The sequence below is a fragment of the Marinobacter alexandrii genome (genome assembly GCF_005871205.1).
GTDB classification, from domain to species: Bacteria; Pseudomonadota; Gammaproteobacteria; order Pseudomonadales; family Oleiphilaceae; genus Marinobacter; species Marinobacter alexandrii.
Map to the genome: position 1 here is coordinate 795,453 of NZ_SWKM01000011.1, position 13,632 is coordinate 809,084.

Genomic DNA, 13,632 nt, shown 5'->3' on the forward strand with positions numbered 1-13,632 from the left:
AAAAAATTTTGATATAGATTTATCATTCTTGAAAATCAGCCCGTTTCGGGAATCCACAGCGGTAGTTTTCAACAATAGGGGTATGCCGATTTGCCCCGGCACACAGTAATCGGCGAAAATACGCGCCTCTTTTTTGAGCAGTTCGAATTCTTTCCCGAAAAACACTGGAGAAACGTCAATGCCGTCTCGTAAAGATCTCGCCAACGCCATTCGCGCGCTGAGCATGGATGCGGTTCAGAAAGCCAAGTCCGGCCACCCGGGTGCGCCCATGGGTATGGCGGATATCGCCGAGGTGCTGTGGAACGATTACCTGAGCCACAACCCGGCCAACCCTCAGTGGGCCAACCGAGACCGCTTCGTGCTGTCCAACGGTCACGGCTCCATGCTGCAGTACTCTCTGCTGCACCTGAGCGGTTATGACGTTTCCATCGAAGACCTGAAGAACTTCCGTCAACTGCACTCCAAGACCCCGGGTCACCCGGAGTACGGTTATACGCCAGGTGTTGAGACCACCACCGGTCCGCTGGGCCAGGGCATTGCCAACGCCGTTGGTTTTGCGATTGCTGAAAAGGCGATGGCCGCGCAGTTTAACCGTCAGGGCCACGACATCGTCGATCATTACACCTATGCGTTCCTGGGCGATGGCTGCCTGATGGAAGGCATCTCCCACGAAGTCTCCTCGCTGGCGGGCACCCTGGGGCTTGGCAAGTTGATCATGTTCTACGATGACAACGGCATCTCCATCGACGGTGAAGTGGACGGCTGGTTCACTGACAACACCCCGCAGCGTTTTGAGTCTTATGGCTGGCAGGTCATCCCGGCTGTTGATGGCCACGATTCCGATGCCATCCGCGCCGCCATCGAAGCTGGCCGCGCTAACACCGAGCAGCCGACACTGATCTGCTGCAAGACCGTGATCGGTTTCGGTTCTCCGAACAAGCAGGGTAAAGAAAGCTGCCACGGCGCTCCGCTGGGCGAAGACGAAATTGCCCTGACCCGCGAGCAATTGGGTTGGGAACACGGCGCTTTCGAAATCCCGTCTGAAATCGCAGCGGCCTGGGACGGACGCGAGAAGGGCGCAGCTGCCCAGTCCGAGTGGGAGCAGAAGTTTGCTGCTTACGAGCAGGCTGAGCCAGAGCTGGCGGCTGAATTCAAGCGCCGCATGGCCGGCGAACTGCCCGCTGATTTCTCAGAAAAAGCACAGGCGTACATCCAGGAGTGCCAAGACAAGGGCGAGACCATCGCCAGCCGCAAGGCCTCCCAGAACACCCTGAACGCCTACGGCCCGCTGCTGCCGGAACTGCTGGGCGGTTCCGCCGACCTGGCCGGTTCCAACCTGACCATCTGGAGTGGCGTTGAAGGTCTGACCAAAGAAGACGCCAGCGGCAACTACATCTATTACGGTGTACGTGAATTTGGCATGGCCGCCATCATGAACGGTATCGCCCTGCACGGTGGCTTTGTGCCCTACGGCGCCACTTTCCTGATCTTCATGGAATACTGCCGCAATGCCGTGCGCATGGCGGCCCTGATGAAGCAGCGTTCGATCTTTGTCTTCACCCACGATTCCATCGGTCTGGGCGAAGATGGCCCCACGCACCAGCCGGTTGAGCAGCTGGCCAGCCTGCGCACCACTCCGAACATGAGCACCTGGCGCCCGGCCGACACCGTTGAATCTGCGGTAGCCTGGAAAGCGGCACTCGAGCGCAACGATGGCCCGACCGCCATGGTGTTCTCGCGCCAGGGTCTGCCGGCCCAGGCACGTGATGCCCAGCAGCTGGCCGACGTGGCCAAGGGCGGTTACATCCTGTCTGACAGCGAAGGCACCCCCGAGCTGATCCTGATCGCCACCGGCTCTGAAGTAGGCCTGGCGCAGGACGCCGCCGCCAAGCTGCGGGAGCAGGGCAAGAACATCCGTGTGGTTTCCATGCCGTCTACCGATGTATTCGATGCCCAGAGCGCCGAGTACAAGCAGAAGGTTCTGCCGCTGGATGTCACCAACCGCGTTGCCATCGAAGCATCCATTGCCGACTACTGGTACAAGTACGTGGGTCTGGACGGACGCGTTGTGGGCATGACCACCTTCGGCGAATCTGCGCCGGCCGGTGAGCTGTTCAAAGAGTTTGGCTTCACCGTCGACAACGTGCTGGAAGTGGCCTCAGAACTGCTGGAAGCCTGATGACCAAGTCTGCGCCGTTTCGAATTGCCATCAACGGGTACGGCCGTATCGGTCAGTGCGTGTTGCGTGCGCTTTATGAAAACGGTTTTCGCGATCACCTGCGGGTGGTCGCGATCAACGAACTCTCGGACATCGACACCATCGCCCACCTGACCCGCTATGATTCCACCCATGGCCGGTTTCGGGGCGAGATCGAGGTGCAGGGCCAGGACCTGATCGTGAACGGCGATCCCATCCGGGTGCTCAGTCACGCGGAACCGGCCGAGCTGCCGTGGGATCTGCTCGATGTCGATCTGGTGCTTGAGTGCTCCGGTGCCTATTCCGACCGGGCCACGGCCGAGCGTCACCTGGATGCCGGCGCCAAGCGCCTGCTGTTTTCGCAGCCGGCGGAATCAGACGTCGATCGCACCGTGGTCTTCGGCATCAATGAAGACCAGATTGCCGCAACCGACCGGATTGTGGCTGCCGGCTCCTGCACCACCAACTGCCTGGTGCCTGTTATCCAGGTGCTGGATGCGGCCCTTGGTGTCGAACATGGCACCACCACAACCATCCATGCTGCGATGAACGACCAGCCAGTCATCGATGCTTACCATCACCAGGACCTGCGCCGAACCCGTAGCGCCCTGCACAACATTGTGCCAGTCGATACCGGACTTGCCCGGGGCATAGAACGATTGCTGCCGCACATGCACGGTCGGTTCAGTTCTGTAGCCATGCGAGTCCCTACCCTGAATGTATCCGCCATTGATATGGTGGTGAACGTTGCCCAGGACACCGACGTGACAGCCGTCAATCAGCTGCTGAAAAAGGCAGCTGCCGGCTCGCTGAAGGGCATTCTGGGGTACACCGACGAACTGCTGGCCAGCTCCGACTTTAACCACGATGCCCATTCTGGTGTGGTGGATGGCGGCCAGACCCGGGTCACGGGCGGAACCATGGTGAAAGTATTGTGCTGGTTCGATAACGAGTGGGGTTTTGCGAACCGGATGCTCGACGTCAGCAAGAGCTGGTTAACCCATCATTCTTAATCTGAAATTTTGTTGAAGGGACGAACACTATGGCTATTAAGAAAATGACCGACCTGAACCTTGCCGGCAAACGGGTTCTGATTCGCGAAGACCTGAACGTGCCGGTAAAGAACGGCCAGGTGGCGAGCGACGCCCGTATCCGAGCGTCACTGCCCACCATTAAGGCCGCCATGGAGACGGGTGCCAAGGTCATGCTGATGTCCCACCTGGGTCGTCCGGAAGAAGGCGTGTATGACGAAGCCTCCTCCATGAAACCAGTTGCTGCTCACCTATCCGGTGTTCTCGGTCAGGAGGTTCGCCTGATCAAGGATTACCTGAGCGGTGTTGAAGTCGCCGATGGCGAAGTGGTGCTGTTTGAGAACGTCCGCTTTAACAAGGGCGAAAAGAAAGACGACGAAGCACTGGCCAAGCAATACGCTGCACTGTGCGACGTGTACGTGATGGATGCCTTCGGCACCGCCCACCGTGCCCAGGCGTCTACTCACGGTGTTGCACGATTCGCACCGGAAGCCTGCGCCGGCCCGCTGCTGGCGGCCGAGCTCGAAGCCCTGGAGAAGGCTCTGGATAAACCGGCCAAGCCGGTTGTCGCCATTGTTGGCGGCTCCAAGGTGTCCACCAAGCTGGACGTGCTGAACGCCCTTGAGAAAGTGTGCGACCAGATCATTGTCGGTGGCGGTATCGCCAACACCTTCCTGGCTGCGGCCGGCCATCCAGTTGGCAAGTCCCTGTGCGAGCATGACCTGATCGACACCGCCAAAGACATCGCCGCCCGGGTCGACATCCCGCTGCCGGTTGATGTTGTGGTTGCCAGCGAGTTCGCCGAAACCGCGACCGCAACCACCAAGAACATCGAAGATGTCACTGAGGATGACATGATTCTCGACGTTGGCCCGGTCACTGCCGGTCGCTTCGCCAAGGTTCTGAAAGATGCCAAGACCATCCTCTGGAATGGCCCGGTTGGCGTCTTCGAATTCGATCAGTTCGGTAACGGCACCAAGGCCCTGGCCAATGCCATTGCCCACAGCGATGCCTTCTCACTGGCGGGCGGTGGCGACACCGTGGCGGCCGTTGACAAATACGGCATAGCTGACAAGATTTCCTACATTTCCACCGGCGGCGGTGCCTTTCTGGAGTTCGTGGAAGGCAAGACTCTGCCGGCAGTCGCTGTACTGGAAGAGCGCGGCGCCGAGTAATTATCGGTTAAACCGAAAGGCAAGAATCGCAAGGAGGGTGGGGTAAGTTTCTCGCGGAATCTCGAAGGCCAAGGATGGCCGAAGAGAAGCGCACATGGACGTGCTCGTAGCGGTTCCGCGAGAAACTTACCCCACCCTCCGCAGCAGACTCCCAAGTCTGCCAAGAATTCAACTGATTCATAAACGTCTAAACCAAGGAGACAACCCATGGCCCTGATTTCGATGCGGCAACTTCTGGACCACGCCGCCGAGCATGGTTACGGTGTGCCAGCCTTTAACGTCAACAACCTTGAGCAGATGCGCGCCATCATGGAAGCGGCTGACAAGACCGATTCCCCGGTCATAGTTCAGGCGTCTGCCGGTGCCCGCAAATACGCCGGTGCGCCGTTCCTGCGCCACCTGATCCTCGCGGCCATTGAAGAATTTCCCCATATCCCGGTGGTTATGCACCAGGATCACGGCACCAGCCCGTCAGTGTGCCAGCGCTCCATCCAGTTGGGCTTCAGCTCCGTAATGATGGACGGCTCCCTGGGTGAAGATGGCAAGACCCCGACCGACTATGAATACAACGTCGACGTTACCCGCCGCACCGTAGAAATGGCCCACGCTTGTGGCGTTTCTGTAGAAGGCGAGCTGGGTTGCCTGGGCTCACTGGAAACCGGTCAGGCCGGTGAAGAAGACGGCATCGGTGCCGAGGGCACCCTGGATCACAGCCAGATGCTGACCGATCCCGAAGAAGCCGCCGACTTCGTCAAGAAAACCCACGTTGATGCCCTGGCCATCGCCATCGGCACCAGCCACGGCGCCTACAAGTTCACCCGTCCGCCGACAGGTGACATCCTGGCCATCGACCAGATCAAGGCCATTCACGCCCGCATTCCGGACACCCACCTGGTCATGCACGGCTCAAGCTCCGTACCCCAGGAGTGGCTGAAGATCATCAACGAATACGGTGGTCAGATTCCGGAAACCTACGGTGTGCCGGTTGAGGAAATCGTGGAAGGTATCAAACATGGCGTTCGCAAGGTCAACATCGACACCGACCTGCGTCTGGCCAGCACTGGCGCGACTCGCCGCTTCCTGGCCGAAAACCCGGCCGAGTTTGATCCGCGCAAATTCCTGAAAGCCACCATGAAGGCGATGACGGACGTGTGCATCGATCGTTACGAAGCGTTTGGCACTGCCGGTAACGCCAGCAAGATCAAGGCGCTTAACCTGGAGCAGATGTTCGAGCGTTACGCAGCCGGTGAGCTAGACCCGAAGGTCAGATAAGCTCAAGAAACCGACGCTTGATAGGCCTCCGCATCGCGGAGGCCTTTTTCGTTGTGCCGCCAGGCCGCCAGGAAGATAACCAGGCCGATGACTGCAGTGGTTGCCCCGACGTAGCCTGTGGATGACCAGCCATACCCTGCGGTGATCGCGATCCCGGCCAGCCAGGGCCCCAGGGCATTGGCCACATTGAACGCCGCGTGGTGTGAAGCTGCAGCCAGAGTCTGCGCCCCGTGTGCAACATCCATCAGGTGTGTCTGCAGCGCAGGCCCCAAAGCGCCCATCATCGCCACCAGGAAGCAGGCAGCCATCAGCACGGGCAATGAACCGGTGGTGGAAGGAAATACCAGCAAAATACAGGCGCTCAGCAGCAGAATCATACCCACCGCACGGAACCCCATACGGTCGAACAGCCATCCCCCTAGCAGATTGCCAATGAAGCCGCCCAGGCCAAACACGGCGAGGCCAATCGGAATCCAGTATGGAGCGACCTCGGTGACCTCAAGCAGCGTCGGCGCAAGGTAGCTCAACACCGCGAACATGCCGGAAAAGCCGATGGCGCCGATGGCCAGTGCGAACCAGATTCCGGTCTTATTGAACGAACGGATCTCGCTAAATGAGCCCTGGCGTTTCTCGTCCGGATCCGGGGGGAGCACCGATATCACCATGGTGAGGGTGACCACCGCAATCAGCCCGACGAAAGCGTACACGTAGCGCCAGTCCAGCGATTGCCCCAACCACGCAGCTAAAGGGTTGCCCAGCAGCAGTGCCAGGGTCAGGCCCATCATCACCCTCGCCACTGCCTTGGCCCGCTGATGGACAGGAACTAGTGAGGCCGCCACCAGGGATGCAATACCAAAATAGGCCCCGTGGGGCAGGCCAGCGACAAACCGGGCGATCATCACCCCGGTGTAATCGTCGGCCATGGCGGTGGCCAGGTTGCCTACTGCGTAGAAGGCCATCAGCCAGATCAGCAGCTGTCGCCGGAAAAAGCGGGCACCGATGATCGCCAGCACTGGTGCACCGACCACCACGCCCAGTGCATAGGTGCTGATGAGATGGCCTACCTGGGGTTCTGTCACGCCCAGATCCTGGGACACGTTGGGCATCAGGCCCATGATGGCAAACTCGCCGGTGCCAATCGCAAAGCCGCCAAGGGCCAGGGCAAATTCGATCAGCAAAACCTGAAGCCGGGTCAACGATGCGCTAGTCAAAAGAACTCCCTGTCATAGGTAAATCGGGCGAAGCCGGTTATTGTCGCCCCAAAAGGGCGAACCTGCCATAAGGGCTACCACAGTGATGCCCCGATTGACCTACCGCAAGTAGCACAGAGCTCCTGCTTGTATTTCTGGAATCAGCGACAACTATAGGTATCAGGGGTTGAGAGATATCAGGAGTAGAGAGATAACTTATAATCGATTGTTGATCGTATTTGGGGAACAACATGGACTTCAAGGACTATTACGCCGCGCTCGGTGTGAGTGAGTCTGCCTCCCCCGAGGAGATTAAAAAGGCCTACCGGAAACTGGCCAGGAAATATCATCCGGATGTCAGCAAAGAGACAAAAGCCGACGAAAAATTCAAGGATGTGGGCGAAGCCTACGAAGTGCTGAAAGATCCGGAAAAACGGGCCGAGTACGATCAGCTGCGCAAGTACGGTGCCCGGGCTGACGGATCGTTTGAGCCACCTCCAGGCTGGCAGAGTGCCTCAGGGTTTGGTAGCGGTGGCTACACCGAGGCCGACGCCAGGGGCTTCAGTGACTTCTTTGAGGAAATCTTCGGGGGCGGTGGCCATGGTGATGCCTTTTCAGGTCGCGGCTTCGGTGGCGCAGGCGGCGGTTATCGTCAGCAAATGCGGGGCGAAGATGTGCACGCCCGGCTCGCGCTGTTTCTGGAAGAGGTCTTCCACGGGTGCGAGAAGAAGGTGTCGTTCACCGTACACGAGGCCGATCAGCAGGGACGTTTCAGGCCCCGCCAGAAGACCCTGAATGTGAAAATCCCCGCCGGAATGCGAGATGGTCAGCACCTGCGGCTGAAAGGTCAGGGCTCACCGGGCTTTGGCGGTGGCGAGGCCGGCGATCTGCTGCTGGAAATAGAGTTGGCCCCGCACCCAACCTTTACCGTAGAGGGCCGGGATATCCTGGTCACTGTCCCCGTTGCTCCATGGGAAGCGGCACTTGGGGCCAGTATCACGGTGCCAACCGTCGGCTCCAAGGTCAGTGTGAAAGTTCCCAAAAACTCATCCAGTGGTCGCAAGCTGAGGCTCAAGGGCAAGGGACTTCCGGGTAAGCATCCGGGTGATCAGATTGTGGTCCTGCAGATCGTGATGCCGGAGCAGCACAGCAAGGACGCTGAGCAGCTGTACCAGAAGCTGGCCGAAGCGGAAAGGCAGTTCAACCCACGCAGCAAAATGCACCTGTAACCAGGGAGAGGCGGCATGGCCAGGAAAGATTCAGTGCTTACCGTTGATGTGGCCGATTCAGGAGTGACCTTCTCGCTCCGGGAAATGTGTGAGCGGGGTGAGTGCCACGCCGAGATGGTCCTGAAGATGGTGAGCTACGGCATCATTGAGCCGATCGAGCCCGCAGCGTCTGACGCCGAACAGACCTGGGAATTCGATCTGGCCGCTCTGATGCGACTGCACAAAGCCATAAGACTACAGCGGGATCTGAAGCTGAACCTGCCCGGGCTGGCCATGTCGCTGGATCTCCTGGACGAAGTGGAGTCCATGCGGCGGGATATTGCCCGACTGCGACAGCAGCTGCGTCATCTCTCCCGGGATCAGGGCGGTGACTGAGTCCCAAATATGCGCTCAATGGTTCCGTCCTCTGTCATGTCGGTGAGCACTTCGTTGAACAAAGGCAGATACGCCGTAATCGGAGATGCCTTGGACAGACCAATGAAAAACGGAACAGATTCGAAGGGCCCCCGGTAAACCGTCAGTGCATTCCGGAGATCTGGTCGATTTTCCAGCGCTGATTCTCCGGCAACTCCATTCACCAGGAAGATATCGATACGGCCGAGGGACAGGCGCAGCATATTACTGAGAATTGATGGGGCCGAGTCGAGGGTCAGATTGTGCTCTACGACCGCCTGATTGAATGCCTCGCCATACGTGAAACCGTCTGTGACACCAATCTTGAGTCCCTGAAAGTCCTTGAACGAGCGAAATTCCCGATCAAAGCTGCGGTCGCTCCTAGCCCAGACGAGGTTGGCATCGCGATGGACTGGAGTCAGGAAGTGAAGATACGTGGCTCGGTCGTCGTTGTGGGTGAGCAGCATAACGCCGTCGTACTGTCCCTGCTTTGCCCAGAGCAGGCAGCGTTTCCAGGGCAGCAATCGGAGTTCAAAGGCCATCCCCAGCCGATGTTCGAGTTCTTCGAACAGTTCCACGGCGATACCTGATTCAGGTTGCCTGCCGATCTCGCCTATTGTGTAAGGAGGCCAGGGGTCCTCGCAGAAACGGTAGGTGGCTCGGGTTTGGTCGGCAGAGCCGGTCGCACTCAGAACCAGCGCCAGAAGCCCCGGCGCCAAAAAGTACTTTACGAACTTCCAAGTTGTTCGTGTCATCTTGTATGCCTTTGACTACATCCCAGGCCGTCAGTATAGCGTCAGATTTTCGTGGGAAGGCATCTGGACTTACTTTTTGGCCGGCAGCTTTTCGATCTCGGCGTAAATTTTCTCAGCCTCTTCCATCAGCGTGCCGTGGGTGCGCAAGTCGCCATTGCGTTGCGCGTGTAGGGCTTTTCCCAGTTTGTCTTCATAGGCTTTCTGGAGTTTCTTTTTCGGATCGCCTTTCAAAAATCCCAGCATGATGGGGTTCCTCTCAGTGCATGTTTGAAGGAGTACGGCCCGCCTGATCAAAAGTTCACTCGCGTGCACGAGCGTCGACGTGCTCACTGTTGTTACCTGCAACAAAAGCCTACATTAAAAAGCCTCCGTCTTGGTTCACGTTTTGCTACAACTAGCCGTTATGCATCGCATGGGACGCACAAGAAGAGAATGAGGGATGCTACAGCAACGGACGTCGACGGAGTCATTATGACCTCAGGTTTTTTCAAGCAGCTGGTCACAAGCCGGCTATTGAGACCGGTATTTTTGATCCTGATCATCGCAGGGTTGGTGCAGGTACTGGTCAGTCAGTGGTTGATTTCGAACCAGGTCGAGCGCCTGGTAGAGACTGCAGGTTCAGCGCTCGAGGCCAGCAGTAATCAGGTTAGCGACTCCTTCGGGGAAACCCGTGAAGACGTGCGCGGTCGTCTGCAGACCATGCGGGAGAAGAGCATTGATGAACTGGCCAGTGCCCTGACCCAACAGCAAACCGAGCAACAGCAGCGGGTTTCAGACAACGTTCGTACGGCGGTCATGGCTGAGGCCCAGGGCCTGGCCAATGTGTTGGCGGCGGTTGCCGCGCCGTTAATATGGGACCGTGACATTCCCCGCCTGACCGACCTGGTTGAGCTGGCAGACGCGCGGGAGTCGGTGTTGTTTGCCATTTACTACGATCAGTACGGCAAGCGTATGACCCGTTATGTGGATCGCACTGACGACCGCGTACGCACGCTTATGGAGCAGGGCGAAGGTCGTGGTGCGGCAAATAAGGTCCTGGATGCGGCAAGCCGTGACCCCAACGTGGTGATCATCACTGCCGACATCAAGCCGCAGGGCTCGGCCATCGGCCAACTGAAGCTGGGTTTGTCCCTTGAAGGGATCAACCAGGATCTGGCGCAGCTGGAACAGGAATTCAGCGCCACCATCAACGGCAGTATCGACGCCTCCCGCCAGACCCTGGAAGCCGAGACGGAACTGGTAAACCAGCGGTTGCAACAACAGTTGGCCGCCATGGGCGCTGATACCCAGGCGCGGATCCAGAGTACCGTAGAGTCCCTGAACGATGAGGCTTCCAGCCTGGCGGCTAACCTTTCGATTTTGTCCATCGGCTCTATTGTCGTGCTGATCATCCTGGTTGCTGCCGTGCTCGGTGGTGGGCTCTTGCCTCGGGTACTACGGCTGAGTGCGGCAATCTGGAGTATCGCCGATGGCGAGGCCGATCTGACCCGCCGGGTCACGCTCAAAGGTAAGGACGAGCTGACTGAAATGGCGCGCGGTATGAACCAGTTCATCGCCCGGATTCAGGAATTGGTGTCCGATGTGAAAGCCTCCGCTGAATCTGCGGCCGGCCAGGCTCGGGAGCAGGGGGAGATCAGCCAGGACGCGGTTGCTGCAGTGAATCATCAGCAGCGGGAAGTGGCAGAGGTGTCCGAAACCATGGCCGCCATGTCCCAGAGTATTTCGGAAGTGGCGGACAGCATCCAGGAAGTGGCCGGCTCAGTGCAGACCATTGGTGCAGAGAGCGAGGCGACCGCCAGCATATCCCGGGATGTGCGTGAGCGCCTGGATGCCGTGGTGCGACAGGTTGAAAAGGCCGTTGAAGCCGTGAACGCTCTGAACAATCAGAGCACGGAGATTACCTCGGTACTGTCGGTGATTGGCGCAATTGCCGAACAGACCAACCTGCTGGCGCTGAATGCCGCGATTGAAGCGGCACGGGCCGGGGAATCCGGCCGCGGATTTGCGGTGGTGGCGGACGAGGTGAGAACGCTGGCCAGCCGGACCCAGGAGTCCACTACGGAAATCGAGGGCATCATCGCGCGCCTGCAACGTGGCAGCAACGACGCAGTGTCGGTGATTGATCAGGTATCGGGACAGGTGGCCGATTCCTCAACCGAGTTCCGTAAGGCCGACGAGCACTTTGAAGAGATCAATCAGCTGCTGGGCAGCCTGCAGGAGCGGGCACTGACTATCTCCTCGGTTGCTGAGCAGGAAGGGCGTCACGCAGGCAAGGTCAGTGTCAGTGTCGACGACATTGCCCGGTCGTCCGAGACAACCGTGGAGGCCATCCACCGGTCCGACAACGCCAGTCAGAAGATTGGTGAGTTGCTGGCGGCGCTTCAGGCCAAGGCTTCCCAGTTCCGGGTTTAACTCGGGCAGGGTGAATAAGATCGGGCACCTTCGGGTGCCCGTTTCTGTTATTGGCTCAGTCGCAAATGGGCTTTGGCATATTCCGCTTCCAGGCGATTAACCAGGGTTTGCACACTGACCACATCGTGAATCTGGCTCACGCCCTGGCCGGCAGACCACACTGTTTTCCAGGCCTTGGCTTCGTCGCTCACCGGTTTCAGCTTTTCGCCATAATCGATCTCACCGGCCTGGTTCAGTTTATCCATCGGGTAACCGGCGGCTTCCAGGCTCTGGCGCATAAAGTTGGCGGGAATGCCCGAGACCACCGGGGTGTGGATGATGTCAGCGGACACCGCCTCAATGATCATGTTGCGGTACGCCTCCTCGGCCCGGGACTCGTCAGTATTGATGAATCGGGTGCCCAGGTACGCCAGATCGGCACCCATGGCTTGCGCCGCCAGCAGATCCTCACCGTGAGACAGGCCGCCGGCTAACAGAATGATGCCCTCGAACACCTCGCGAATTTCATGCACCAGCACAAACGGGTTGATGGTTCCGGCATGGCCACCGGCCCCGGCGGCCACCGCAATAATGCCGTCGACGCCGGCCTCGGCCGCCTTGCGGGCATGGTGTTGGTTGGTAACATCGTGGAACACCAGCCCACCGTAACTGTGGACCGCATCCACCACCTGGCTGGCGGCCCCCAGGGAAGTGATCACGATGGGCACCTGGTGCTTCACGCACAATTCCAGGTCTGCCTGCCAGCGTGGGTTGGTGCGATGCACAATCAGGTTGACGGCATACGGGGCTACCTGTGCCGACGGGTTTTGCTGGCGGAAACTGTCGAGCTCACTGTTCATCTGCTCCAGCCAGCTTTCGAAACCTTCACTGGTGCGCTGATTCAGGGCCGGGAAACTGCCGACCACGCCTTCTTTGCAGCAGGCCAGCGCCAGCTCGGGGCCAGAGATCAGAAACATGGGCGCCGCCACCAGCGGCAGAGAGAGCTGGTTGGCAAGGGATGCAGGTAAGGCCATGAGTTTTCCTTAATTTTTGTTGGAACTTTTTTAAGTTATAAAGGATCTTAGCTTGCCTCGGTGGCCGTGAAAACGGTAGCCAACGATCGATATTCTGGGAATTTCTTTCTCACAATACGTAACGAACAAGAAGGAGCCCGCAATGGGTGAAGCCAAACGTCGAAAGGAAACCGGCGCGCCAGCGCCCCATAAAACAAGCAATAAGCCCCTGTATATCGGGGTGGCCTTGCTGATCCTGGCGGCTGTTGTATTGGGAGTGTTCTTTCTCACTGCACAGCCGGAGCCTACGTCCAACGAGCTGCCGGTAGCCGGCGCTAACGCCGATCCGTTTCCGGCTGAGCTGGACCAATTCGGTGTCTCCGTGGGGCCGGACGACGCACCGGTGGTGGTGCGCGAGTTTGCCGATTACCAGTGCCCTGCCTGTGGCCGTTTCTCGGACGCCAGCCAGAAGCTGAAACAGCAGTACGTGGACTCGGGTAAGGTGCGGTTCGTGTTTTTTGACCTGCCCCTGCAGCAGCACCAGAACGCCATGCCGGCGGCGATGGCGGCCCGCTGTGCGGGCGATCAGAACGGTTACTGGGACATGCACGATCAGCTGTTCGATGCCCAGACCGAGTGGAGCAGCTCCGGCGATCCGGTGGCAACCTTCAGCCGATATGCCGGCGACCTGGGTCTGGACGAGCGTCGCTTCCGTCGGTGCATGACCACCGAACTACACCGTGAAGACGTTGAGCAGAGCCGTCGCGTGGCCATGCAGCTTCGGGTCAGCAGCACGCCGACAGTGCTCGTGGACAACATCCGCCTGACGCGTCCCGGTTGGGGCCAGCTGTCGGCCGTAGTTGAGCGCGAGCTGAACAGCGCGGCGCAATAAGTGGATGATAGAGGTCGTTAAAATGGGTGCTGCGGTCAGCCCGCACTTGATTGCAGGTCAGAGTTGGTTAAAATTTGCGCCCTCTCTGGTTTGC

Annotated in this window: 12 protein-coding genes; 8 read left to right on the forward strand and 4 right to left on the reverse strand. The window is 58.8% G+C overall.

Annotated features, from left to right (window positions below; translation table 11 throughout):
* Window positions 1–178 precede the first annotated feature (178 nt).
* The 4 genes from tkt to fba all read left to right on the forward strand — a co-directional run bounded on the left by tkt (window position 179) and on the right by fba (window position 5,675).
* Complete coding sequence (gene tkt, locus FCS96_RS03975; RefSeq protein ID WP_138438918.1) at window positions 179–2,179, forward strand: transketolase; 2,001 nt, start codon at window positions 179–181, stop codon at window positions 2,177–2,179.
* Window positions 2,179–3,210: a type I glyceraldehyde-3-phosphate dehydrogenase gene (locus tag FCS96_RS03980; protein ID WP_138438919.1), complete on the forward strand. Its 1,032-nt coding sequence runs from the start codon at window positions 2,179–2,181 to the stop codon at window positions 3,208–3,210. The genes tkt and FCS96_RS03980 overlap by 1 nt, the downstream gene beginning before the upstream one ends.
* Before the next feature lie 29 nt (window positions 3,211–3,239).
* Window positions 3,240–4,403, forward strand: coding sequence for a phosphoglycerate kinase (locus tag FCS96_RS03985; RefSeq protein ID WP_138438920.1), 1,164 nt, complete (start codon window positions 3,240–3,242; stop codon window positions 4,401–4,403).
* A gap of 207 nt (window positions 4,404–4,610) precedes the next feature.
* Window positions 4,611–5,675 (forward strand): class II fructose-bisphosphate aldolase, encoded by a 1,065-nt coding sequence (gene fba, locus FCS96_RS03990; protein ID WP_138438921.1) that lies wholly within the window; start codon window positions 4,611–4,613, stop codon window positions 5,673–5,675.
* A 2-nt stretch (window positions 5,676–5,677) separates the two neighbouring features.
* Here fba and FCS96_RS03995 read toward each other — a convergent pair whose 3' ends face one another.
* On the reverse strand, window positions 5,678–6,886 hold the full coding sequence (locus FCS96_RS03995) for an MFS transporter (RefSeq protein WP_138438922.1): 1,209 nt from the start codon (window positions 6,884–6,886) through the stop codon (window positions 5,678–5,680).
* A gap of 230 nt (window positions 6,887–7,116) precedes the next feature.
* On the opposite strand from FCS96_RS03995, the gene FCS96_RS04000 reads away from it, so the two are divergent.
* Together FCS96_RS04000 and FCS96_RS04005 are read left to right on the forward strand one after the other, a co-directional pair.
* Complete coding sequence (locus tag FCS96_RS04000; protein ID WP_138438923.1) at window positions 7,117–8,094, forward strand: DnaJ C-terminal domain-containing protein; 978 nt, start codon at window positions 7,117–7,119, stop codon at window positions 8,092–8,094.
* Window positions 8,095–8,109: 15 nt separating this feature from the next.
* Window positions 8,110–8,469, forward strand: coding sequence for a chaperone modulator CbpM (locus tag FCS96_RS04005; RefSeq protein ID WP_138438924.1), 360 nt, complete (start codon window positions 8,110–8,112; stop codon window positions 8,467–8,469).
* Here FCS96_RS04005 and FCS96_RS04010 read toward each other — a convergent pair.
* Together FCS96_RS04010 and FCS96_RS04015 are read right to left on the reverse strand one after the other, a co-directional pair.
* The gene (locus FCS96_RS04010; RefSeq protein WP_138438925.1) at window positions 8,454–9,242 is read right to left on the reverse strand and encodes a substrate-binding periplasmic protein; all 789 of its coding nucleotides are present in this window, start codon (window positions 9,240–9,242) and stop codon (window positions 8,454–8,456) included. The two genes, FCS96_RS04005 and FCS96_RS04010, sit on opposite strands and share 16 nt — an antisense overlap.
* A gap of 69 nt (window positions 9,243–9,311) precedes the next feature.
* A complete protein-coding gene (locus FCS96_RS04015) occupies window positions 9,312–9,485 on the reverse strand; it encodes a DUF6435 family protein (RefSeq protein WP_138438926.1) in 174 nt (57 codons plus the stop codon).
* A 228-nt stretch (window positions 9,486–9,713) separates the two neighbouring features.
* Between FCS96_RS04015 and FCS96_RS04020 the strand changes: the two genes are divergently transcribed.
* Window positions 9,714–11,654: a methyl-accepting chemotaxis protein gene (locus FCS96_RS04020; RefSeq protein ID WP_138438927.1), complete on the forward strand. Its 1,941-nt coding sequence runs from the start codon at window positions 9,714–9,716 to the stop codon at window positions 11,652–11,654.
* Window positions 11,655–11,701: 47 nt separating this feature from the next.
* Here FCS96_RS04020 and FCS96_RS04025 read toward each other — a convergent pair whose 3' ends face one another.
* Entirely contained in the window at window positions 11,702–12,667 is a 966-nt protein-coding gene (locus FCS96_RS04025; protein WP_138438928.1) for an NAD(P)H-dependent flavin oxidoreductase, read from the reverse strand.
* A gap of 142 nt (window positions 12,668–12,809) precedes the next feature.
* On the opposite strand from FCS96_RS04025, the gene FCS96_RS04030 reads away from it, so the two are divergent.
* Window positions 12,810–13,538 (forward strand): DsbA family protein, encoded by a 729-nt coding sequence (locus tag FCS96_RS04030; RefSeq protein ID WP_138438929.1) that lies wholly within the window; start codon window positions 12,810–12,812, stop codon window positions 13,536–13,538.
* Window positions 13,539–13,632 lie beyond the last annotated feature (94 nt).

Coding starts and splice junctions, on each gene's coding strand:
- FCS96_RS04015 (WP_138438926.1), bottom strand. CDS start 9,485: ATGCTGGGATTTTTGAAAGGCGATCCGAAAAAGAAACTCCAGAAAGCC.
- tkt (WP_138438918.1), top strand. CDS start 179: ATGCCGTCTCGTAAAGATCTCGCCAACGCCATTCGCGCGCTGAGCATG.
- FCS96_RS04005 (WP_138438924.1), top strand. CDS start 8,110: ATGGCCAGGAAAGATTCAGTGCTTACCGTTGATGTGGCCGATTCAGGA.
- FCS96_RS03980 (WP_138438919.1), top strand. CDS start 2,179: ATGACCAAGTCTGCGCCGTTTCGAATTGCCATCAACGGGTACGGCCGT.
- fba (WP_138438921.1), top strand. CDS start 4,611: ATGGCCCTGATTTCGATGCGGCAACTTCTGGACCACGCCGCCGAGCAT.
- FCS96_RS04025 (WP_138438928.1), bottom strand. CDS start 12,667: ATGGCCTTACCTGCATCCCTTGCCAACCAGCTCTCTCTGCCGCTGGTG.
- FCS96_RS04010 (WP_138438925.1), bottom strand. CDS start 9,242: ATGACACGAACAACTTGGAAGTTCGTAAAGTACTTTTTGGCGCCGGGG.
- FCS96_RS04020 (WP_138438927.1), top strand. CDS start 9,714: ATGACCTCAGGTTTTTTCAAGCAGCTGGTCACAAGCCGGCTATTGAGA.
- FCS96_RS03985 (WP_138438920.1), top strand. CDS start 3,240: ATGGCTATTAAGAAAATGACCGACCTGAACCTTGCCGGCAAACGGGTT.
- FCS96_RS04000 (WP_138438923.1), top strand. CDS start 7,117: ATGGACTTCAAGGACTATTACGCCGCGCTCGGTGTGAGTGAGTCTGCC.
- FCS96_RS04030 (WP_138438929.1), top strand. CDS start 12,810: ATGGGTGAAGCCAAACGTCGAAAGGAAACCGGCGCGCCAGCGCCCCAT.